Below are 21,780 nucleotides of genomic sequence, written 5' to 3'. Positions count from 1 at the left end.
TTGCAGATGTATATCCACACGACTTTTCGACTTATGTACATCTCCGAACTGGTCTGCCCCCATCGGGTGATGCGGGTTTAATGTTAGTGCGTGCTGGGACTAATCGCTAGCGTCGGCGTTGATACAGGTCCGTTTTGAGGTGGCCAGACAGAGGCTTCTGGCGCCGGCGGCTTGTAGCCCAAGGATGAGTGCGGTCGCACGGTGTTGTAGTGTTTCCGCCCGCCCTCGATTATGATCTTCGCCTCCTTGAGCGTGTAAAAGATTTCTCCATTAAGCAGTTCATCCCTGAGCTTGGAGTTGAAGCTTTCGCAATACCCGTTTTCCTATGGGCTCCCCGGCATAATGTAAGCCGTCTTGGCACCGACAAGCGTAATCCATTCCCTCAAAGTCTTGGCGATAAATTCCAGGCCATTGTCGGAACGAATATGCGCAGGAACGCCGCGCAGGATGAAGAGATCGGAGAGCACATCGATAACGTTGACAGCCTTCAGCCTTCTCTCGACCCTGATGGCGATACATTCTCGCGTGAATTCGTCAATCACGTTTAACATGCGGATTTTCCAGCCATTATGGTCCGGTCCTCGACAAAATGGTAGGACCAGACATGGTTGGGGCGTTTCGGCCGAAGCCTAATGCAAGAGCTGCCGTTCAGCCAGAGCCAACCGCGCTTTGGTTGCTTGTAGGGAACCTTCAGCCCTTCCCGTCGCCATATCCGCTCGACCCGTTTGACGTTCACGATCCAGCCCGCCTGATGCGGCGATATCCATATCGGCCATATTGGAGGGAGAGCGTTGTGATCTCGGCGACCAACGCCGCTTCGTCATCTCGTGTCTTTGCGACCTTACGTTGCGTAGAACGATGCTGGCCGAGAACCAGGCAGGCCCGCCGTTCGTACACGCCCAGCTCTGCGATGACATGATCAACACAAGCACGGCGGCGGGCGGGACTTAGAAGTTGCCCCTAGCAGCCTCCGTCAGGATCATCTTGTCCAACGTCATATCGGAAACTGCCCGGCGAAGGCGAGCGTTCTCGGTCTCCAATTCCTTCAGGCGCTTCACCTGGTCGCCCTTCAGTCCACCGTATTCAGCGCGCCAGCGGTAATATGTGACTTCCGTTACGCCTATCGATCGGATCGCCTCAGCCATCGATTTTCCCTGCGCATTCAGCACGTCAACCTGACGAAGCTTCGTGACGATCTCTTCCGCCTTGTGTGTTCCGCTGGGTAATCGTTTCACTGGATCAATTACTTATACAGCTTCAATCTCTGCCATTTCAATGTCCTTCTTCGGCTCATATGCGATACTTCGAAAAGGATCACTTTTCAGGCGGCAGACCAGATTCTAGATTTACAAAAAAGGATCATCAAGATGGATTGACTAAATCCATGTATCCTCTATTCTGGATATATGGAAAACGAAGATGCAATTGCAGCGCTGGCTGCCCTCGCTCAGTCAACACGGCTCGACACATTCCGCCTGCTGGTGAAGCATGAACCTGACGGCGTTGCGGCAGGTGAACTTGCACGCATTCTGGATGTTCCGCAGAACACGATGTCTGCACATCTGGCGACATTATCCCGTTCTGGTCTCGTAAAGGGTGAGCGACAAAGTCGATCGATCATCTATCGCGCGGACCTCAACCGGTTCCGCGACCTCACCCTGTTCATGATCAACGACTGTTGTGGTGGCAATGCGAAACTTTGTGCGCCTTTAATTGAAAGCCTGACACCCTGCTGCGAACCAAAAGCAGCAACACAATGAGCTATTCTCGATGATTTTGGCCCTCATCTAACGGACTAATCAAATGACTGATCATGTTTATAACGTGCTCTTCTTGTGCACGGGCAATTCCGCGCGCTCAATTTTGGGCGAGGCAATTCTGAACAAGGATGGCGAAGGACGATTTCACGCCTATTCGGCTGGAAGTCAGCCAAAAGGCGACATTCATCCTCTCGCAATCAAGGAACTGGACGCTCTCGGCTATTCTACCGAGAACCTGAGCTCAAAGAGCTGGGACGTGTTTTCAGGTACCGACGCCCCTCAGATGGATTTCATTTTTACGGTCTGTGATAACGCTGCCGGAGAAGCCTGCCCTGTCTGGATTGGCCATCCCATGACAGCCCATTGGGGCGTTGAGGACCCTGCCGCTGCCGAAGGAAATGACGCAGAAAAACAGCGCGCCTTTGCGCAGGCGGCCCGTTTTCTGAAGAACCGGATATCAGCATTTCTGAGCCTTCCCCACGCCACGATAGACCGCATGGCGCTTCAAAATCATCTGAAAGAAATAGGCACCATGGAAGGTAGCACACAGACAAATGTGGAGAATAACTGATGTCCACATTCGAACGTTATCTGACTGTCTGGGTGGCTCTTTGCATTGTCTCTGGCGTAGCTCTTGGTCATTTCTTTCCGACAGTATTCCATGCAATCGGATCTGCTGAAGTCGCCAGGGTCAACATTCCAGTCGCCATTCTTATCTGGCTCATGATCATCCCCATGTTGCTGAAGATCGATTTCAGCGCATTGAAACAGGTCACTGAGCACTGGCGTGGCATCGGCGTCACGCTCTTTATCAATTGGGCCGTCAAACCATTCTCTATGGCACTTCTTGGCTGGTTGTTCATTGGCTGGTTATTTCGCCCTTATCTGCCTGCAGACCAGATCGACTCCTACATTGCTGGGCTGATTATTCTGGCGGCCGCCCCTTGCACGGCAATGGTGTTCGTCTGGTCCAACCTGACCAAGGGCGAGCCGCATTTCACGCTGTCGCAGGTCGCACTGAACGATGCGATCATGGTTGTGGCATTTGCTCCTATCGTCGGGCTACTGCTCGGATTGTCGGCAATTACTGTCCCGTGGGATACGCTCGTTTTGTCGGTTGTCCTCTATATCGTCATTCCGGTGATTATCGCGCAAATCCTGCGCAGAAGCATTCTCGCCAGCGGTGGAGAACGAGCTTTCGAAGCAATGCTCAGAATGCTACAGCCGCTGTCCCTGATTGCGCTTTTGGCGACACTTGTTCTGCTATTCGGATTTCAAGGAGAGCAGATCATCGCACAGCCCATGATCATTGTGATGCTGGCTGTCCCGATCCTTATCCAGGTCTATTTCAACTCTAGCCTCGCTTATCTGTTGAATCGAATTTCAGGCGAGCAACATTGCGTCGCCGGTCCCTCGGCTTTGATTGGTGCTTCAAACTTCTTCGAACTGGCAGTAGCAGCCGCTATCAGCCTTTTCGGCTTCTCATCTGGTGCGGCGCTCGCAACAGTGGTTGGCGTTCTTGTTGAAGTGCCCGTCATGCTCTCGGTCGTCTGGATCGTGAACCGCTCCAAGGGCTGGTACGAACGCGGTGCCAATCAAAAGCCAGTCACCGAAACAGGAAAACTCTGATGTCAGTTACGATCTATCACAATCCGAACTGTGGCACGTCTCGCAACACATTGGCCTTGATCCGTGCCAGCGGCGAAGAGCCTGTCGTCATCGAATATGTGCAAAATCCGCCTTCGCGAGAACGACTGGTCGAATTGCTTCAAGCAATGCAGATGACGCCTCGCCAACTCCTTCGCGAGAAAGGCACACCATATGCCGAGTTGGGATTGTCCGATCTCAACTTGACCGATGATGAACTGGTCAACTTCATGATGGCGCATCCTATCATGATCAATCGTCCAATCGTGGAAACGCCAATTGGCACCAAACTGTGCCGTCCGTCAGAACTGGTTCTCGACATTCTGGAAAACCCGGTGTCGTCATTCACCAAAGAGGACGGAGAAGTCATCACCTATGAAAGAAAGTCCCCCTGACATGGACCTGCCGAACCTCGATCAGAATTCCTTCGCATTGCCCAACGTGGGTGCACTACGCGCCGACTTTCCAAAGCATAAGCCTCGTATCCTTTTGCTCTATGGCTCACTTCGTGATCGTTCCTATAGTCGGCTTCTGACGCTGGAAGCGCAGCGTCTTCTCGATGCGATGGGCGCTGAAACGCGTATCTTTCATGCCAATGGCCTTCCTTTGCCAGACGACGGTTCAGCAGAGCATCCAAAGGTTCAAGAATTGCGTGAGGCAATGCTTTGGTCAGAAGGGCAAGTCTGGACCAGTCCAGAACGTCATGGAGCCATGAGCGCTGTCATGAAATCGCAGATCGACTGGATTCCATTGCCGGGTGGAGCAATTCGTCCGACGCAGGGCAGAACGCTTGCATTAATGCAAGTATCAGGCGGATCGCAGAGCTTCAACGCTGTCAATCAGATGCGCATTCTTGGGCGTTGGATGCGAATGATCACCATTCCAAACCAGTCATCCGTCGCAAAGGCATGGCAGGAATTTGACGACGCTGGACGGATGAAATCCTCATCCTTCTATGATCGCGTAGTGGACGTAATGGAAGAACTGATGAAGTTTACACTTCTGACGCGTGGCATCTCGGATCATCTCACAGACCGTTATAGCGAGCGCAAGGAAGAAGCGGCCAAACTCGAAAAGCGTGTTTCGTTGAAATCGGTTTGAGTGGGAACTCTTCCCAACTACCAGGCTTTTATACAAACCATATGGTGATGCGTAGCTGGCCGCTGCGAATGCCCCATGCCTTGTGATAACCTTGAATCCATGAATTATTATTCAATATATGAATTATATTGACAGCGTTTGGATCTTGCGCTTAGTTATCCCTATCAGCATTCGAGGAGGAGTGCTGGTCTTCATAAAGAATAGCGGCGCCATATAAGGCGCGCATCAACGGAGGGGCTTAAGGCCCTAAAGGGGGAATTTTGCGCAAATTTCTAAGCACGACTGCACTAACATTTCTTGCATCTACACTTTTTACATTCGCTGCAAATGCGGAAACGGAGAATCCGTTTCGTTGCAAACCGGGCGAAAAATACGTCATGAACGTAATGGTTTCCGGGGTTGAATATTGGTTCCCAGTCTATGAAATGTTCAAACAGGCCGGTCAGCAGTTTGGCTGCGAAACTGCCTACACGGGCACCCCGGAATATGATGTTAACAAGCAAATTGCTAGTTTTGACCAAGCCTTGGCCCAAAATCCAGCAGGCATCCTTGTTCACCCAATGAATTCAGATCCATTCATTGAACCTATCAATCGTGCGGTTGATCAGGGAACAGCAGTGGTTACTTTTGCAGCAGATTCACCACTTTCCAAGCGGGTTTCCTTCATCACATCAGACAATACGCGCGAAGGCACTTATGCCGCTGATGCTATTGCTGAAAAATTGGGCGGCAAAGGCGAATATGCGGTGCTTGAGAATCCCGGTCAGGATAATCATGATAAGCGCGTGGCAGCATTTACCGCACGGATGAAGGAAAAATGGCCGAACATGAAACTGGTTGGTAGGGCCGCATCCAATCAAGACCCAACCAAAGCTTATCAGGCGCTGATGAGTATTATCCAGGCTAATCCCAATCTTAATGCCGTATTTATGCCAGAAGCAAATTCGGCCATTGGTGCTGCGCAAGCCAATAAGGAAAGCGGTGGCAAAGTTCTTGTAATGTGTGCCGATGTGAATGCCAATATTCTGGATATGATCAAGGCTGGTGAAGTTTTTGGTTCGATCAATCCTAATCAGGGCTTGCAGGGTTATATGGGCTTTCTGATGCTCTGGTTTGCGAAGCACCCTGAGCTGATCGACCCCATGAATGATGCAAAACGCGCTGGTTCCAATCCGATGAGTATTCCATTCGTGGATAATGGATTGTCCATCGTTACAGCTACGAATGCAGATGATTTTTATTGGGATAAGTATCTCAAACGCCGCGGTACAAAAGGCATCGAAGAGTAAGTCACACGCGTTTAGTGTTCTGCGAATGTAAGGGACAATGATTTAGAGTGGATAGAAAAATCACTCTAAATCGTGCCCCAGAACCAAAAACCTATCCGTGGAGTGATGCACCTTGACGCTGAAGTCAGTCTTAAAAATCCGTTCTGTCACCAAACGGTTTGGTCCCGTAAAGGCGCTGACGAACATGAACTTTGCCTTGGAAAAAGGCGAAATTCATGCAGTATGCGGCGAGAATGGTGCTGGAAAATCAACTCTGATGAATATCATTGCTGGTATTTTGAAGCCCGACGACGGCGAAATTCTGATCGACGGAGTGCCAGTTAAAATCCCCTCACCAACTGTGGCGCAGTCGCTTGGCATTGGCCTCGTGCATCAGGAAATCGCGCTGTGCCCTGATGCAAGCGTTGCCGAAAACATTTTCATGGCAACGACAAATCGCCGTCGTTCGGTATTAATGAACTATCGCAGATTGGAGCAAGAAGCACAAAAGATCATGAACCAGCTTGCCCCGATTGATGTTCAACAGAAAGTTAGCAGTCTCACGATTTCTAGTCAGCAACTGGTAGAAATCGCTAAGGCGCTAACACTGGATTGCCGAGTTCTGATCTTTGATGAGCCTACAGCGGCATTAACTGAAGCAGAGACGCAGATCCTATTCGACATTATCCGCGAGTTGAAAGCACAAGGAATTTCCATCATCTATATCAGCCATCGTATGGCTGAAATCTTTAGCCTCTGTGATCGGGTAACAGTTCTGCGCGACGGTTGCTTTGTTTCAACCGAAGACATAGCGGACGTCACTGCCGATGATATTGTGCGACTTATGGTGGGGCGTGAAATTACTCAGCTTTACCCATCAAAGCAAAATCCTGATGAGCGATCAACCAAGCCATTGTTAACAATACGGAATATTAGAGATGACGAGCGATTTACCAATGTAAGCTTTGACCTCATGCCCGGAGAAATCCTCGGTATTGGTGGTTTGATCGGCTCGGGAAGAACGGAAATCGCTGAAGGTATTTGTGGGTTGCGAGCCATTACCCAAGGGGAAATCCGCCTGAATGATCAACAGCAGACAATAAGACAATATGCCGATGCAGTGAAAGCTGGAATTGTATATTTATCCGAAGACCGGAAAGGTTCCGGCATCTTTCTTGATCTCTCAATTGCGCAGAATATCTCAGTTTTAAACCTTGCGGCATTGAGCACTCGGTTTGGTCTGATTGATGCAAAGAGTGAAAAACAGCTGGCGAGTGATTTCTCAAAACGCCTTAATGTGAGAATGAGCAACGTGGATATGCCTGTCTCTGCTTTAAGCGGCGGCAACCAACAAAAAGTTGCGATAGCAAAGCAACTCGCAGTTCGTCCCAAAATAATTTTGATGGATGAGCCCACGCGAGGCATTGATGTCGGCGCAAAGTCGGAAATCCATTTGTTGCTTCGTGAACTGGCGAACTCTGGCATCGGAATTATTGTCATTTCATCTGAACTCCCAGAGCTGTTGGGTCTTTGTGATCGCGTCCTGGTTATTCGCGAGGGAACAGTGGCTGGCGAACTGAGTGCAGATGAAATGACGGAAGAAGCCATTATTCGGCTCGCATCGGGTCTGCGAGTTGAGCAACCACTGCATGCAAAAGAACATGCTGCATAAAGAGACAATAGGGAACACTCAAATGACTGTAGATACGATGCCGGCAAACAATCATCGCAGATTACCGTGGAAACGCCTTGCCACAATGCGCGAGGCGGGCTTGATAGCGATCATTCTCGTTCTATGTATTGCCATGAGTTTCGTATCTCCTCATTTCCTCACCTTTGGCAATTTTCGCGCCATGCTGATGAGTTTCTCAGTCGAAGGCATTGTCGTTGTAGGCATGACAATTCTGCTGATTGTTGGCGGCATTGATCTTTCGGTCGGATCGGTCGTCTGCTTCGCAATGGTGCTATCAGGCTCATTGTTTCTTGCGGGTTTGGACCCATGGACCGCATCTCTCATAGGTATTTTTGCCAGCGGGTTGATCGGCTGTGTAATGGGATTTTTTGTGACCGTTGTGGGGCTCAATCATTTCATCACATCACTCGCCGCAATGGTGATTGTGCGTGGCCTGTGCTTGATTATTACCAAAGGCACACCGCTTTCACTATTCACATTGCCCCCAAGCTTCAAAATGATCGGACAGGGCAACTTTTATGGGGTACCTTATGTCATCGTCATTTTTGTGATGATCGTGATGTTGTTTGATTTTCTGCTGCGCCGTGCAACTGCTTTTCGCAAAGTGTTTTACACGGGCAGCAATGAGAAAGCCGCGTTGTATTCCGGCATTAAAACCAATCAGGTTAAATTCTGGGTCACTGTGCTTTGCTCAACGCTTGCCGGTGTCGCCGGTGTTATCTACATGTCGCGTTTCGGCGCTGCCACCCCTACATTTGGTGTTGGCATGGAACTGAATATTATCGCTGCGGCAGTGATTGGTGGCGCATCTTTGAATGGTGGTTCAGGAACCATTCTTGGAGCGATCCTAGGTATTGCATTGCTTTCTTTAGTTACAAGCTCGCTGGTATTGCTGGATGTGTCTGTCTATTGGCAGGACATGATAAAAGGCTGCATTCTTCTCGCTGCCGTTTCAATCGACCATTTTCTCCATAAGCGAAAGGCGGCTTGATTATGAGTGTTGTCCGGATGAAGCCCAAAACTGTCACCGCCCCGCGCGAAGAAATTGTAATTGCACGCCAGATGCATCAGGCTCTAGTCCTGCATTTTATAGAAGGATTGACACAAGGACAGATCGCAGAACGACTAGGCATTTCGCAACCAACAGTCAATCGATTGATCAAACGCGGACGCCAATTGGGTTTAGTGGAGATTAAGATCACTTCGCCCATTGAGCCACTGGTCGATATGGAAGAGCGCTTGTTGGCATTAGGTGGAATTCGGCGGGCTATTGTTGTGCCGACTGTTTCTGACAATCCGCAAACGGCACTTCAGGCTGTAGGGGAAGCAGCCGCACGTCTGTTGGTCGAAGTAATCACCGATGGCGATACGATTTGCATTACGGGCGGCAAAGGGGTGAGTGCAGTCGTTGCCGGCTTACAGACACCCCGTAGCTTTGATGTTGACGTAATCCCATTGACCGGATGCGTACAAGGCAAGCACTATACCGATGTAAACCATGTCGCGACCCTTATGGCCGATAAACTTGGTGGTCGCGCATACCAAATTCACGCGCCGCTGTTTGCAGACAGTCCGGTTGAATGTGCGATGCTGATGAATATGCGTTCCGTGGCTGATGTGTTTAACCGCGCCAAAGAGGCAAACATTGCCGTTGTCGGCATTGGTTCCATTTTGACTGACGATTCCAGCTATTACGATCTGCATCCGTCTTCCAGTATGGATCGAGATGCAATTGAACGCTCCGGCGCCCGCAGTGAACTGCTTGCACATCTGCTAGACGATCATGGCCGTGTATGCAGCTATAGCCTGAATGGTTCATTGGTATCGCTCAAACTCGACGAGTTCAAATCGATACCAACAAAAATCGGATTGGCAAGCGGACCCAATAAAGCATGGCCGATTTTAAGCATTTTACGCGGCAATCATCTGGATGTGCTGATTACGGATGAGGCCACCGGACAACGTATTTTGGACATAGCAGGCGCAGAGGGGGCACGGGGATGAGCCATACACAATTAACACGCGCAATCGGAAAATCAGGTGTTGAGGCCTCTGCTGTCGGGCTTGGAACATGGGCCATTGGCGGCTGGATGTGGGGCGGCACCGATGAGCGGGAGTCCGTTGCTGCCATTCAGGCCTCGCTTGATGCTGGAGTGACGCTGATTGATACAGCCCCAGCCTATGGGCTTGGCCGCTCTGAAGAGATTGTTGGCAAAGCTCTCAAAGGGCGGCGTGATAAAGCGGTAATCGCCACCAAATGTGGTCTCGTCTGGCATACACAAAAAGGTCAGTATTTTTTTGATCAAGGCTCTCAGCCTGTACATCGCTATCTCGGACGAGATGCAATTATGCAGGAGGTCGAGGACAGCCTGCGACGGCTCGGTACAGACTATATTGACCTCTATATTACCCATTGGCAAGACCCCACCACGCCTATCGATGAAACCGTGCGTGCGCTTGAAGATTTGCGTACTTCCGGAAAAATTCGCGCAATTGGTGCCAGTAATGTCAATGCAGATGAGTTGAGCGCCTATATTACAACCGGATATCTTGATGCAGTTCAAGAGAAGTTCAGTATGATAGACAGGGATATTGAAGCGGAGCTTTTGCCATTGACGAAGGCAAATAATGTTTCAATCTTGAGCTATTCCTCTTTGGCACTTGGTCTGCTTGCAGGAACCATGCATGCTGAGCGAATTTTCTCAGGGGATGATCAGCGCAAAGATAACCCACGGTTTTCCAAAGACAACCGTTTGAAAATCCGAACATTTGCAGAAGACATCCATGTGGTTGCTAATAAGCATCATGCGAGTATTGCACAGATCGTGATCGCCTGGACACTGGCACAGCCGGGAGTGACATTTGCCCTATGCGGAGCGCGCAATCCTGTGCAAGCACTGGAGAATGCAAAGGCAGGCACAATCAGGCTCGATCGGCACGATCTTGATACCATCGACACCGCTATTGCAGCAAAGCTGATTAAACTGGACCAATAACGGAACGATCATGACCCGTGAAGAAATAATGAACGGACTTCATGAAAGTCCGAAGGTAGACGTGTGCGTTGTTGGTGGTGGCATTAATGGGATCAGTGTGTTCCGCGAGCTGGCGCTTCAAGGCCTATCCGTGGTGCTTGTTGAGAAGCACGATTACTGCTCAGGTGCCAGTGCGGCTCTCTCACGCATGGTGCATGGCGGCCTGCGATATCTCGAAAATGGCGAGTTTGGTCTCGTAAAAGAGTCCCTCGCCGAGCGTGATCGGCTGTTGCGCAACGCGCCACATCTGGTTCATCCACTTCCAACAACTGTACCTGTGTTTGGTATCTTTTCGGGGTTGGCAAATAGTATTGTGCGTTTTCTTGGTTTGAGCCGCAAACCAAGCCGAAGAGGGGCGATTGTCGTTAAAGCGGGTTTGAGTATTTACGATTTTCTGACGCGTAAACGAGCGCTTATGCCCAAGCACAGTTTTCGCGGCAGACGAGCGACGCTTGATAAATGGCCAGCACTAAATCCTTCCACCAAAAGCTCTGCCACCTATTATGATGCTTGGGTCAAACAGCCTGAACGTATTGGTCTCGAACTTTTGAAGGACGGCTTGTCGGCGGGCTCACATGCCCGGGCGCTCAATTACGCTGAATTGCAGAACAATGGCACCAGCGGTTTTGTCATTCGGGATCACATCAACGCGGGATTGATAACCATAGAGCCAACCGTGATTATCAACGCTACAGGTGGCTGGATCGACATAGCCAATAAAAGCCTTTTACCTGAAACGTCACATGTCTCTCCGCTGATGGGTGGCACAAAAGGATCCCATCTGATTATTGACAATGCCAAACTGCTACAAGCACTTGGCAATCACATGCTTTACTATGAGAATGAAGACGGGCGCATTTGCATCCTGTTTCCATATCTGGGCAAGGTGCTTGTCGGCTCGACTGATATCCGTATCGATAATCCAGAAGAAGCTATATGCGCTCCTGATGAGAGAGATTATATCCTTCAATCACTAGCGTTTGTGCTGCCCGATATCAAAATCAAGCCGCATGACATTGTGTTTCAGTTTTCCGGTGTGAGACCTCTGCCCGCCAGTAAAGACAATTTCACGGGCCGCGTACCACGCGAGCATTACTGCACGTTTATTGAATCCACAGAGGGTAACCCACCTGTCCTATGCATGATCGGTGGAAAATGGACAACATTTCGTTCTTTTGGAGAATTAGCAGCCGATTTAATTTTGCAGCGCCTCAAAAAGCCGCGCCGTGTGGAAACAACCGATCGCGCTATTGGCGGTGGGCGGCATTATCCAACAAAGCCAGAAGCGTGGGCTATAGAATTGGCCTCAAAAACGGGTTTGCCGCAAGCGCGAATAGAAGAGCTTTTCCAACGCTATGGGACCGACGCTTGTATAATAGCGGAGTTCATAGCGCAGGAGCCAGATCAGCCACTTCCATGTCGGGAATATTCCGTCCGCGAATTGCGCTATCTGATCAGACATGAAGCAGTTGAACATCTTGATGATCTTTTATTGCGCCGCACCACATTGGCGATCAGCGGGCAACTATCCCTTAACATGGCAGATGCCACGCTTGGTCTGCTGGCACAAGATAAGCACTGGTCGCCGACACAGAACGCTGCTGAGCGCAGCCGGTTTTTCACTCTTCTCAACGAGCGTCATAATGTTGGCCTCGACATCCTTATCGACAGAAACAAACAGGAATTAGATCATGCCTAGTAATTCTAAAGTACGAATGAACCGCCTTTTTGACGGCGGGCGCTGCCTCGATGTGGCCATCGACCACGGTGTTTGCAACGAGCCATCTTTTTTAGATGGGCTTGAAAATATGGAAGCGATCGTGAAAGCTCTGATCAGAGCAGCACCGGATGCCATTCAGATGAACTACGGTCAGGCTGATCTACTGCAAGATGTGCAGGGAAAGGATAAACCGGCCTTGGTAATGCGGATAGATATGGGTAACCCATATAATCATATCCGCCACCGCGCCATGTGGGCAGTATTGCAGAATGATGCTGAACCACTGATCGGTGCCATCAAAATGGATGCCGCGTGCGTGGTGGTCAATTTGTTTATGGTGCCCGATGAGCCCGACCTTTTCCGTCAATGCGTGCAAAATATTGCGCGTGTACGCGCTGATTGCGATAAATATGGTATGCCGTTGATGATTGAACCATTGGTGATGCAACCCGTGACGGAGCGCGGCGGATATATGGTTGACGGTGATGCCGATAAAATCGTCACGCTGACAAGACTTGCCCGCGAAATGGGTGCAGATATCATCAAAGCCGATCCGACAACCAATGCGGAAGATTTTCACCGAGTAGTAGAAGCCGCACGTTGTCCCGTTCTGGTACGTGGCGGTGGCAAGGAAGATTTGCGTGCGGTGTTTGAAAAGTCCGCAGCTCTGATGCAGCAGGGTGCAGTCGGTATGGTTTATGGACGCAACATTTACCAGCATGCCAATCCTGCCGCTGTAGTGCGCGGGCTGATGGCAATCATCCACGACGATGCAAATGGTGAAGATGCTTACGCTCTTTACCAGCAAGGTCAAAATTAGAACACGACCTTGGGAGGGGTTCAGTTTGGGAGAGTATCTTTTAGGACTAGATGCCGGTAACACCGTCATCAAGGCTGTAATCTTCGACTTAAAGGGCAATGAAATTGCATCCGTTGCGCAGGAAGGTCATAGCCGTATGCCGCATCCGGGCCATGTGGAGCGCGGGCTGACAGAGCTATGGGCGAATGCCCGTGCGGTGATTAAACAGGCAGTCATTGATGCTGGCATATGCCCAACGCAAATTTCCGCTATAGGATGTGCCGGACATGGAAACGGACTTTATACACTCGATCGTGAAGGCGAGCCGTTGCTGGCCATCCAATCGCTGGATACGCGCGCCGCAGATCTTGTTGATGAATGGCAATCCGCAAACGTGGGTGATCGCACCTATCCGATTTCGCTCCAGCGCCCTTGGGCTTCGCAGACCCCAACACTGCTTGCATGGATCAAGCATAATCGCCCGGAACTCTTTGCTAAAATCGGGACAGTTTTTTTCTGCAAGGATTTCATCGTCAATAGGCTGACCGGACAGCGGGTTAGCGAGATGTCCGATATGGCCGGCAGCGGCTTACTCAACGTTGCCAAACGACAATATGATCACGACTTAATGTGTGCGTACGGTCTTGGTGATTGCCTGGACTTGCTGCCACCTCTGATTGAAAGTGCGGATATCGCCGGAACGATCTCCGAAAGCGCCGCAGAGCAAACCGGCCTTGCAGTTGGTACGCCGGTTATTGGCGGACTTTTTGATGTCGTTGCTTCAGCCATTGGTTCAGGCGTAACCCGAACCAATGCGGCATCTATCATTGTCGGCACGTGGAGCATTAATCAGGTCGTTACTGACAAACCAGTTCTCAAAAACCCGGTCTTCATGTCATCGACTTTTGACCGCGAGCGATTTATGGCAATTGAGTCCAGTGCGACATCGGCAGCTAATCTGGAATGGCTGGTTCGCGAGTTTTTTCACGACGAGCACTCTGATCATCGCTCCCCGTTTGATATCTGTTGCGAGCTGGCTGGGGCCATTGAGCCTGCTGCCAGTGATCCGATCTACCATCCGTTTCTATATGGTGCGCAGCAAAACGGAAATGCGCGGGCTGGATTTTACGGCGTTGCCGGATGGCATACAAAAGGTCATCTGATCCGAGCGATCTTAGAAGGTGTGGCTTTTGGTCATCGTCAGCATATTGAAACATTGCGTCTTGCTGGTGTGGATTTTAGTGAAGCCGTGATTTCCGGTGGCGGTTCGCGCAGCTTGCTCTGGCCACAAATATTTGCCGACGTGTTGGGCGTGCCTGTCACGGTAGCTCATTCTCACCAAACGGGAGCACTAGGTGTGGCCATCGCTGCCGGGACATCGGTTGGAATCTTTGCAGATTTTGAAGCCGGTGCCAATGCAATGGTTCGTAGCGAGCGCAACTATCAGCCCGATGAGTTGCGCACGGCACATTATGCCCGCCGCTATCAATTTTACTGCGATATTGCTGATGCAATGGCGCCAATATGGAAGCGCATGGCCGCAATAGATCCAATGGCGACGGAGGAAGCGGCGTGAAAAGCAGTGTCGATCAATCTCTGAAAGATGAAGGCACTTACGATTTCATCATTGTTGGTGCGGGGACTGCGGGCTGTGTTCTGGCCAATCGATTATCGGCTACCCCCCAGAATCGTGTCCTATTGCTCGAGGCAGGCAAAAATGATCGCTATCATTGGGTACATGTCCCGATAGGGTATCTTTACTGTATGGGTAATCCTCGCACAGATTGGATGATGAGAACACAAGTCGAGGCTGGCCTCAATGGTCGCTCACTTGCATACCCGCGTGGCAAAGTGCTCGGAGGCTGCTCATCGATCAACGGCATGATTTATATGCGCGGACAGGCTGCCGATTATGATGGCTGGAAACAGGCTGGTAATAAGGGATGGGGCTGGGACGATGTATTGCCATATTTTCTCAAATCAGAAGACAATTATCGCGGGAATACGCCCTTGCATCGTGCTGGTGGTGAATGGCGCGTAGAGAAGCAACGAGTTTCGTGGCCTATTTTGGATGCATTTCGCGATGCCGCAGAAGAAATAGGACTTCCAAAAACTGATGATTTCAATAGTGGCGACAATGAAGGCTCGGGCTATTTTGAAGTCAATCAAAAGGGGGGGCGTCCGCTGGAATACGACGAAAGCCTTTCTTCGCCCTGCAATGAAAAGATCTAATCTACGGGTGATTACCGAAGCCGAAGTTGAGCAGCTTGAACTCAAAGACAAACGCGCGACGGGTATTCGCTTCCGCAAAAATGGAAATTCATGTGTTGCGACGACGAAAAGGGAAATTATTCTGTCTGCCGGAGCAATTAACTCACCCAAAATCCTTGAGCTATCAGGCATAGGCAACCCCGAAATTCTTAACAAACTGGGCATTCGGCCCAAACATGCCCTATTCGGTGTTGGTGAGAATTTGTAGGATCATCTCCAAATCCGTACTGTATTTCGTATCGAAGGTGCGAAAACACTGAACCAGCTTTATCATAATCTTTTCAAGCGGGCAGGTATGGGGCTGCAATATGCTTTTCACCGTTCTGGTCCGCTTTCAATGGTACCAAGCCAGCTCGGGATTTTTGCAAAAAGTGATGCCTCGCTTCAAACTCCGGATCTTGAATATCACATTCAGCCACTAAGCACAGACCGTCTGGGTGAGCCATTGCATCGTTACCCGGCTGTGACGGTCTCTGTTTGCAATTTGCGCCCTGAAAGCCGAGGCTCAGTTCATATTGCAGGGCCGGACATGGAACTTTCCCCTGATATCAAACCCAATTATCTCTCTACCATTGGAGATCAACTGATCGCAGCTCGATCCATTCGTCACGCGCGCAATCTGATGGTAACAAAAACGCTTGCCAAATATCAGCCGTTCGAAGTGCTTCCAGGTAATCAGTATCAAAGTGATGACGAGTTGGTTCAACGTGCTGGAGACATAGCGACCACAATTTTCCATCTGGTGGGAACCTGTAAGATGGGAAACGATGAGCGTTCAGTTGTGGATAATGAACTCCGGGTCCGCGGAATAGATGGATTGCGTATTGTCGATGCATCGATCATGCCAAAAATCGTGTCCGGCAACACCAATTCACCAGTGATCATGATTGCAGAGAAAGCAGCTGAATTAATCACAAGCCGGTAAAAAGCTGCCCTCGCAGCTTGCACATCAATTGCCACGAGCTGAACACGCACCTGATCTGATGGCAACCCGTTCCATCCCAATCCAACATGTCGTCGTATTCAGTGGAAAGTAAATGACCTGATTATGCGACCGGTTGTTTGCAAGATTTACTCAACTGGCGCAAAATAGGGAGTTTATAACACGATCCAAATCAAAATTCGGGATGATGATAAAGCGTTCTGTGTTGGCCAGATACGCTTTATCATTACCTTTACCGATAGATGAATATTGGTGCGTGCGTTTAAGTTTCCGGCGAATATCCAAAAGTCACGGCAGGGTATTCTGCCGTTTCAACCCAGATGCTTTTGGCTTGTGTGTAGGCCATGAGCGCATCCTTTCCACTTGAGCGCCCGTAACCACTGCGGCCGAAGCCGCCAAACGGGGACATGACCGAAATGGTTTTATAGCCATTGATCCAGAAGGTGCCTGCCCGCACATTTGCTGCGACACGATGCGCCCGAGCTACATTTTCTGTCCACACAGCACCAGCCAGTCCATATGGGTTGTCATTGGCAAGAGCAATCGCTTCTGCTTCGTCATCGAAAGGCATCACGGCAACTACTGGACCGAACACTTCTTCTCGCGCGATCGCCATTGCTGGATGTACCTGATCGAGGATCGTCGGGGCGTAATAATAACCGCCTGTTTCCTCCAGCTGTTCGGGTTTTTTGCCACCGGACGCAAGAACAGCGCCGTCTGCTACGCCCTCACGCACCATCTGATCAATCTTAGTCCATTGGCGTTCGTTGTTGATCGGGCCTATATGCGAGTTGTCGTCATAGGGATCTCCGACAACAATGCGGTTAGCGGCATCAGCATAGCGTTCCACAAACTGCTCATGGATGGAGCGATGCACCAGCAAACGAGAGCCCGAAACGCAGCTCTGCCCAGCCCCACTAAAGATTGCTGACTGAGCGCCAATAATTGCGCGCTCGATATTCGCATCCGGAAATACAATATTGCCCGATTTTCCACCGAGTTCGAGAATGCAAGGGACCACATTTTTGGCTGCCGTTGCTGCAATGGCAGAACCTGCCTGTGCCGAACCAACAAAAACCACGAGGCCTGTGCGCGGATGCGAAACTGCAGCCTGCCCCGCGGTTGGTCCCCCACCAGCAATAACGTTGACTAGTCCGCGCGGCGTTCCGCCCTCCTCGCACATTAAACCAAGAATGAGCGTCGAAAGAGGTGTTAGTTCAGAAGGTTTGATTACGACGCCGTTGCCGGCACAAATGGCGGGCGCGATCTGCCAACCGCCGGTGAAGAGTGGTGCGTTCCATGGAGTAATCTGCGTAACAATACCGATTGGCTCGTGACGCGTATAATTGAGATGGCTGCTCGGTACAGGAATGACATCGCCGTAAAGCTTGTCGCACCAACCGGCATAATATTCAAACATTTCAGCAACGCGCACAGCCTCGCCACGGATGTCGCGGATTGGACGACCAGCCGAACGGCTTTCTAATTCCGCAATCAAAGGGGCATGTTCACGAATACGTCGGGCGATTTCATTCATCACACGACCTCGTGCTGACGCCGTCAGCGACATCCACTCTTTCTGAGCGCGGGCAGCACCGTCCATCGCGGCATTGATGGTTGATTGGTCTGCATCATTAAACGAAGCAAAAATCTTACCGGTCGCGGGATCGGTTAAATTCTGCTCAGCACCAGTGCCTTTGACGATCTCGCCATTTACAAAACTGCCGATTTCCCCTGCCGGAAAGAAGCTTCTGAAAATCTCTGAGATGCGTGCGGCCTGTGCCTGTGGATCAATTGGATGGGTCATTATGCTGCTCTTTATTTGGAGGTTTCAGGCTGAAACGAACCCATGCGGGTGAAGTCGTCACTGTCTTTTAGGTGATCAGCATCGGCCCAAAGCTTGGCCACCACTGAAGTCAGCGGGTTTCCCGCACCAGTTCGCGCAGCCATTTCCTGTGCAAGACGAACATCCTTACGCATCAGCCCCATCGAAAAGCCGCTGTCGAACCTTTCGTTCATTACCCAGGTCGGGAAATGAACCTCGCTTATCATAGACTTCCCTGATGCAGCATTCAGCACGCGCAATGCGGATTCCGGACTTATCCCGGCAGCAAGCGCCAGTTTCAGCCCCTCGCTGGTGGTCACCATATGCGCGGCCGCCAACAGATTATTGACGAGCTTTGCGACATTACCTGCACCGCTTGGGCCGACATGCAGTGCTTTGGCAGCCATGGTTTCGATCACGGGCTGAGCGAGCGCCAGATTGGCATCGCTGCCACCAATCATCATGGTCAATTTACCTGAGGCCGCACCAGCCGGTCCACCGCTGACGGGCGCATCAAGGAACCCATGTTCCATGGCATCAAGCTTGGCCGCAAGCGCGCGGCTTACATCGGGTTCGGATGTGGAAGTGTCTATGATGATCACCCGACCGCGATCAGCACCGCGCAACAAATGGCTATGCGCATTGACGACGTTTTCAACATCGCGTGCCGTCGGTAGGGAGAAAACAAGAAAGTTCGACTTCTCAAACAGGAGGCCCAGCGTGTCAGACGGCGTTACACCCGCCTTTTCCGCCAGTGCCTTACGTTCGGCAGACAAATCAAAACCCAGCGTCGCAAACCCTTTCGCCGCTAGCGTCTGCGCCATGCCCAGCCCCATACTGCCGAGGCCCACAACGCCAATCACCGATTTTTCTTGTAGCGACATTCCGTACCTCCATCTTTCACCAAACCAGCCGGAGCCAGTCAAAATTCGATGGAAGAAGGCTCGCACCTATGCGGGACAGCGCATAGACGGATTGCGGACAACGCAGCGTCCCGCGGCAAGCAACAGTGGAAAAACTATTTACCTAAATGCGGCCATGCTGCCAGCGAGGAAACCGCTAAGACGTTCAACCGAAAGCGGCAGGCGACGACGCGCGCGCACCATCAAATGCGCACTCGCCTCAGCCAATGGGGGGTCCGACAATTCGCGTACCCCAACCGCTCCGCGCGCAAGTTCAGTAGAAACTGCGAAGCGAGGCAGAAAAGATATGCCAAGGCCGGCAATGACAAACCGTCGAAGGACATCGATTGATGTTGTTTCCACCATTGGAGCAACAGCAAAACCACTATCAGCAGCAACCCGCGTTACCAATTGGGTGATGCCGTGTCCCGGACGCAAAAGCGCATTGGGCAAGCCTGCACAGTCAGCAAGATGCAATCGGTCTTTTTTCAGCAATGGGTGCTCAGGCGGTGTCACCACACACAGCGGCTGCCGTGAAATAGCCAGCGAACGAACCCGCGTATCCATCAGCGGATTATAAGCAATCCCAATATCAGCATCGCTATTGGCGATACCGTCGAGAACGCTTTCGGTACTTCCAAGTTGCAGATCATACTGAACGTCGGGGTAAACTTTTACAAAAGAGCCAAGTCCATACTCAAGTACATCGGCCAGAAACCCCTCTCCGCACAGGATGCGGACACGCCGCTGTTGCACACCTTTGAGGAGGCCTAATTGCTCCGTCAAAAGACTGCTTTCTTCAAGAACCCGCCTGCTATGCTCAAGAACCAGTTCACCCGCTTCGGTCAAAGCCATGCCACGCGCGTTGCGTTCAAACAACGGCAAGCCGATATTGCGTTCTGTATCCGCAATCTGGCGGCTCACCACCGAAGGCGCGACGTTCATGTGTTCGGCAGCACCCCGGATCGAACCGATCCGAACCACCGCTATGAACATACGTAATTCTTTAGCGTCGAGCGTTTGCATACCGGTATGTTGCTCAGCAGCCACCGTTGGTCAACACGATCATTACTCCGGAGACAGTTCAGTTGCGACCAGCTTGATCCAGAAATTAGCCCCTATCGGCAAAAGCGCATCGTTGAAATCGTAATATGGCGAATGCAGGCCCGGATTATCTCCATCGCGGCGGCTGCCAAGCCAGAAATAACAACCCGGCCTTTCCTGAAGCATGAACGCGAAATCTTCTGCAGCCATACTTGGCGCCACATCCAGCACCTTAAGTCCGAGATCACGCGAAGCGGCCAGTTCACGTATCTTGTGAGCATTCTCAGCCGTATTGATTGTTGATGGATAGCGTTCTTCATATGTGAGACGCGCCATACATCCGAAACCCTCTGCAATCGACGCTGCCAGTGTTTGCATACGACGAGAAATCGTGCCCCCAACTTCAGAGGAAAACCAGCGTGTAGTTCCACGGATGATCATGCTCTCGGGGATGACGTTCCACGCATCACCACCATGTATCTGCGTCACCGAAACCACAGCAGATTCAAGCGGTGATACGTTACGACTGGCAATGGTTTGCAACGCAGTGACGATCTGAGCTGACGCAACCACTGGGTCAGCACCTTCATGCGGCATTGCTCCGTGCGCACCCTTGCCAATGACTTCGATCTCAAACGTACCAAACGCCGCCATCATGGCATCGTCACGCGCTACACATGTACCGACATCAAGCGCTGGCCAGTTATGCAAACCATAAATGGCGTCAACGGGAAAATCTGTGAACAGCCCCTCGCGAACCATCTCGCGGCCACCGCCTTCGTTTTCTTCTGCTGGCTGAAAGATGAAATGCACTGTGCCGTCAAATTCGAGCCCACTGATTGCCTTGGCTGCGGCGAGAGCCATCGTTACATGCCCATCATGTCCACAGGCGTGCATCTTTCCTGTCGTCTGCGAGGAGTGAGCCACGCCACTTTTCTCAACAATTGGCAATGCATCCATATCAGCACGGATACCAATGGCGCGCTTGGATGTTCCGCGCGTCAAGCTACCAATAACGCCTGTTCGTGCATAGCCCGTCCTGACAGCAAAGCCCCACAGCAAGAGCTTATCGGCAATGAATCTGGCTGTTCGGTTTTCCTCGAAGCTCAGTTCAGGATGGCGGTGCAAATCATGCCGCCATGTAAGCGCTTCCACGATATCGGCTTCTGTCAGAAAACCAACCATATGAATATTCCCTATGTGAGGCAATGCACCGGGGCAGGTTTGTTCACCTGCCCCGGAAACCATTTAACCTGTTATACGCAATGTCAGATCAGCGACAATAACCGAACCGAGATAAGTTCCGATCATCACGCAAATAGCGACGATAACGATCTTCCAGCCTGAGCGCCGAGCAATCTGAAACTCATTACGAGTCAGTGCCAAACCACCATAGGCAAGTGCCGGCGTCGCCAGTGCCAGAAAGTTCAGGTCTGCGACTTTGGCCACAACGTAATCAGCTCCCGGTACGCCCGGAATCGTTATGATGATGGCGATGAGCGAAACCCAGGCAACGCTTGGCAAATAAAACGGCATGAAGCGGGCCAGTATCAAACCAAATATGGAAGCTGCATAAAGGATTGCCATGCCAGGCAGAGCTTGCACCGGCGTAATGCCGCTGCCGATCCAGTTGGCAACCAACCCGAGAAAACAGGCGATTATAAGCAGCAATGCATTTTCGACTATATCGATCTTACGCTCATCAGTCGTCTCGACAGACAGGGTAAGAGTGTCGATTTTATTCTTCATTGAATTGGAAGTCATCTCATCAT

The 21,780-nt window shown here is 51.0% G+C and carries 18 protein-coding genes and 2 pseudogenes; 14 read left to right on the top strand and 6 right to left on the bottom strand.

Annotated elements, in window-relative coordinates; all coding sequences use genetic code 11:
• Positions 1 to 83 precede the first annotated feature (83 nt).
• Positions 84 to 1,235: pseudogene (locus CES85_RS22240) on the bottom strand (IS3 family transposase).
• A 171-nt stretch (positions 1,236 to 1,406) separates the two neighbouring features.
• Between CES85_RS22240 and CES85_RS22235 the strand changes: the two are divergent.
• The 14 genes and pseudogenes from CES85_RS22235 (at position 1,407) to CES85_RS22170 (ending at position 16,219) form a co-directional block, all read left to right on the top strand.
• Positions 1,407 to 1,760 carry an ArsR/SmtB family transcription factor gene (locus tag CES85_RS22235; protein ID WP_095448043.1) on the top strand — a complete coding sequence of 118 codons (354 nt, stop codon included), beginning with the start codon at positions 1,407 to 1,409 and terminating at the stop codon, positions 1,758 to 1,760.
• A 43-nt stretch (positions 1,761 to 1,803) separates the two neighbouring features.
• The gene (locus CES85_RS22230; RefSeq protein ID WP_095448042.1) at positions 1,804 to 2,331 is read left to right on the top strand and encodes an arsenate reductase ArsC; all 528 of its coding nucleotides are present in this window, start codon (positions 1,804 to 1,806) and stop codon (positions 2,329 to 2,331) included.
• Positions 2,331 to 3,389, top strand: coding sequence for an ACR3 family arsenite efflux transporter (gene arsB / locus CES85_RS22225; RefSeq protein ID WP_095448041.1), 1,059 nt, complete (start codon positions 2,331 to 2,333; stop codon positions 3,387 to 3,389). Before CES85_RS22230 ends, arsB begins: the two co-directional genes overlap by 1 nt.
• Positions 3,389 to 3,802 (top strand): arsenate reductase (glutaredoxin), encoded by a 414-nt coding sequence (arsC, locus tag CES85_RS22220; RefSeq protein ID WP_095448040.1) that lies wholly within the window; start codon positions 3,389 to 3,391, stop codon positions 3,800 to 3,802. Before arsB ends, arsC begins: the two co-directional genes overlap by 1 nt.
• Entirely contained in the window at positions 3,783 to 4,508 is a 726-nt protein-coding gene (gene arsH, locus CES85_RS22215) for an arsenical resistance protein ArsH (protein ID WP_095448039.1), read from the top strand. Before arsC ends, arsH begins: the two co-directional genes overlap by 20 nt.
• Before the next feature lie 260 nt (positions 4,509 to 4,768).
• Complete coding sequence (locus CES85_RS22210; protein ID WP_095448038.1) at positions 4,769 to 5,797, top strand: substrate-binding domain-containing protein; 1,029 nt, start codon at positions 4,769 to 4,771, stop codon at positions 5,795 to 5,797.
• 112 nt (positions 5,798 to 5,909) lie between these two features.
• Positions 5,910 to 7,448 (top strand): sugar ABC transporter ATP-binding protein, encoded by a 1,539-nt coding sequence (locus CES85_RS22205; RefSeq protein WP_244923355.1) that lies wholly within the window; start codon positions 5,910 to 5,912, stop codon positions 7,446 to 7,448.
• Positions 7,449 to 7,470: 22 nt separating this feature from the next.
• The gene (locus CES85_RS22200; RefSeq protein WP_095448037.1) at positions 7,471 to 8,460 is read left to right on the top strand and encodes an ABC transporter permease; all 990 of its coding nucleotides are present in this window, start codon (positions 7,471 to 7,473) and stop codon (positions 8,458 to 8,460) included.
• 17 nt (positions 8,461 to 8,477) lie between these two features.
• A complete protein-coding gene (locus CES85_RS22195; protein WP_434063367.1) occupies positions 8,478 to 9,473 on the top strand; it encodes a sugar-binding transcriptional regulator in 996 nt (331 codons plus the stop codon).
• Positions 9,470 to 10,465, top strand: a complete 996-nt coding sequence (locus tag CES85_RS22190) for an aldo/keto reductase (RefSeq protein WP_095448035.1) — start codon at positions 9,470 to 9,472, stop codon at positions 10,463 to 10,465. Before CES85_RS22195 ends, CES85_RS22190 begins: the two co-directional genes overlap by 4 nt.
• 10 nt (positions 10,466 to 10,475) lie before the next feature.
• The gene (locus CES85_RS22185; protein WP_095448034.1) at positions 10,476 to 12,203 is read left to right on the top strand and encodes a glycerol-3-phosphate dehydrogenase/oxidase; all 1,728 of its coding nucleotides are present in this window, start codon (positions 10,476 to 10,478) and stop codon (positions 12,201 to 12,203) included.
• Entirely contained in the window at positions 12,196 to 13,044 is an 849-nt protein-coding gene (locus tag CES85_RS22180) for a class I fructose-bisphosphate aldolase (protein ID WP_095448033.1), read from the top strand. The genes CES85_RS22185 and CES85_RS22180 overlap by 8 nt, the downstream gene beginning before the upstream one ends.
• A gap of 25 nt (positions 13,045 to 13,069) precedes the next feature.
• Positions 13,070 to 14,599, top strand: a complete 1,530-nt coding sequence (locus tag CES85_RS22175) for an FGGY-family carbohydrate kinase (protein WP_095448032.1) — start codon at positions 13,070 to 13,072, stop codon at positions 14,597 to 14,599.
• Positions 14,596 to 16,219 (top strand): annotated as a pseudogene (locus CES85_RS22170) (GMC family oxidoreductase). Before CES85_RS22175 ends, CES85_RS22170 begins: the two are co-directional and overlap by 4 nt.
• Before the next feature lie 280 nt (positions 16,220 to 16,499).
• On the opposite strand, the gene CES85_RS22165 reads toward CES85_RS22170, so the two are convergent.
• The 5 genes from CES85_RS22165 to CES85_RS22145 form a co-directional block, all read right to left on the bottom strand.
• The gene (locus CES85_RS22165) at positions 16,500 to 18,044 is read right to left on the bottom strand and encodes an aldehyde dehydrogenase family protein (protein WP_095448031.1); all 1,545 of its coding nucleotides are present in this window, start codon (positions 18,042 to 18,044) and stop codon (positions 16,500 to 16,502) included.
• Positions 18,045 to 18,055: 11 nt separating this feature from the next.
• Positions 18,056 to 18,988: an NAD(P)-dependent oxidoreductase gene (locus tag CES85_RS22160; protein WP_434063366.1), complete on the bottom strand. Its 933-nt coding sequence runs from the start codon at positions 18,986 to 18,988 to the stop codon at positions 18,056 to 18,058.
• 96 nt (positions 18,989 to 19,084) lie between these two features.
• Positions 19,085 to 19,960, bottom strand: coding sequence for a LysR family transcriptional regulator (locus CES85_RS22155; RefSeq protein ID WP_244923354.1), 876 nt, complete (start codon positions 19,958 to 19,960; stop codon positions 19,085 to 19,087).
• Between the two features lie 72 nt (positions 19,961 to 20,032).
• Positions 20,033 to 21,193, bottom strand: coding sequence for a M20 aminoacylase family protein (locus tag CES85_RS22150; RefSeq protein ID WP_095448028.1), 1,161 nt, complete (start codon positions 21,191 to 21,193; stop codon positions 20,033 to 20,035).
• 63 nt (positions 21,194 to 21,256) lie between these two features.
• Positions 21,257 to 21,772, bottom strand: a complete 516-nt coding sequence (locus CES85_RS22145; protein ID WP_095448027.1) for a hypothetical protein — start codon at positions 21,770 to 21,772, stop codon at positions 21,257 to 21,259.
• Positions 21,773 to 21,780: the final 8 nt, after the last annotated feature.

The sequence above is a fragment of the Ochrobactrum quorumnocens genome (assembly GCF_002278035.1).
In the GTDB taxonomy this organism is placed as follows: domain Bacteria; phylum Pseudomonadota; class Alphaproteobacteria; order Rhizobiales; family Rhizobiaceae; genus Brucella; species Brucella quorumnocens.
Note: the sequence above shows the minus strand (reverse complement) of the source record. Positions and strands in the feature narration are given on the sequence as shown.

Coding starts and splice junctions, on each gene's coding strand:
- CES85_RS22145 (WP_095448027.1), bottom strand. CDS start 21,772: ATGACTTCCAATTCAATGAAGAATAAAATCGACACTCTTACCCTGTCT.
- CES85_RS22180 (WP_095448033.1), top strand. CDS start 12,196: ATGCCTAGTAATTCTAAAGTACGAATGAACCGCCTTTTTGACGGCGGG.
- CES85_RS22190 (WP_095448035.1), top strand. CDS start 9,470: ATGAGCCATACACAATTAACACGCGCAATCGGAAAATCAGGTGTTGAG.
- CES85_RS22185 (WP_095448034.1), top strand. CDS start 10,476: ATGACCCGTGAAGAAATAATGAACGGACTTCATGAAAGTCCGAAGGTA.
- CES85_RS22195 (WP_434063367.1), top strand. CDS start 8,478: ATGAAGCCCAAAACTGTCACCGCCCCGCGCGAAGAAATTGTAATTGCA.
- CES85_RS22235 (WP_095448043.1), top strand. CDS start 1,407: ATGGAAAACGAAGATGCAATTGCAGCGCTGGCTGCCCTCGCTCAGTCA.
- CES85_RS22200 (WP_095448037.1), top strand. CDS start 7,471: ATGACTGTAGATACGATGCCGGCAAACAATCATCGCAGATTACCGTGG.
- arsB (WP_095448041.1), top strand. CDS start 2,331: ATGTCCACATTCGAACGTTATCTGACTGTCTGGGTGGCTCTTTGCATT.
- CES85_RS22230 (WP_095448042.1), top strand. CDS start 1,804: ATGACTGATCATGTTTATAACGTGCTCTTCTTGTGCACGGGCAATTCC.
- CES85_RS22150 (WP_095448028.1), bottom strand. CDS start 21,193: ATGGTTGGTTTTCTGACAGAAGCCGATATCGTGGAAGCGCTTACATGG.
- arsH (WP_095448039.1), top strand. CDS start 3,783: ATGAAAGAAAGTCCCCCTGACATGGACCTGCCGAACCTCGATCAGAAT.
- CES85_RS22155 (WP_244923354.1), bottom strand. CDS start 19,960: ATGTTCATAGCGGTGGTTCGGATCGGTTCGATCCGGGGTGCTGCCGAA.
- CES85_RS22165 (WP_095448031.1), bottom strand. CDS start 18,044: ATGACCCATCCAATTGATCCACAGGCACAGGCCGCACGCATCTCAGAG.
- arsC (WP_095448040.1), top strand. CDS start 3,389: ATGTCAGTTACGATCTATCACAATCCGAACTGTGGCACGTCTCGCAAC.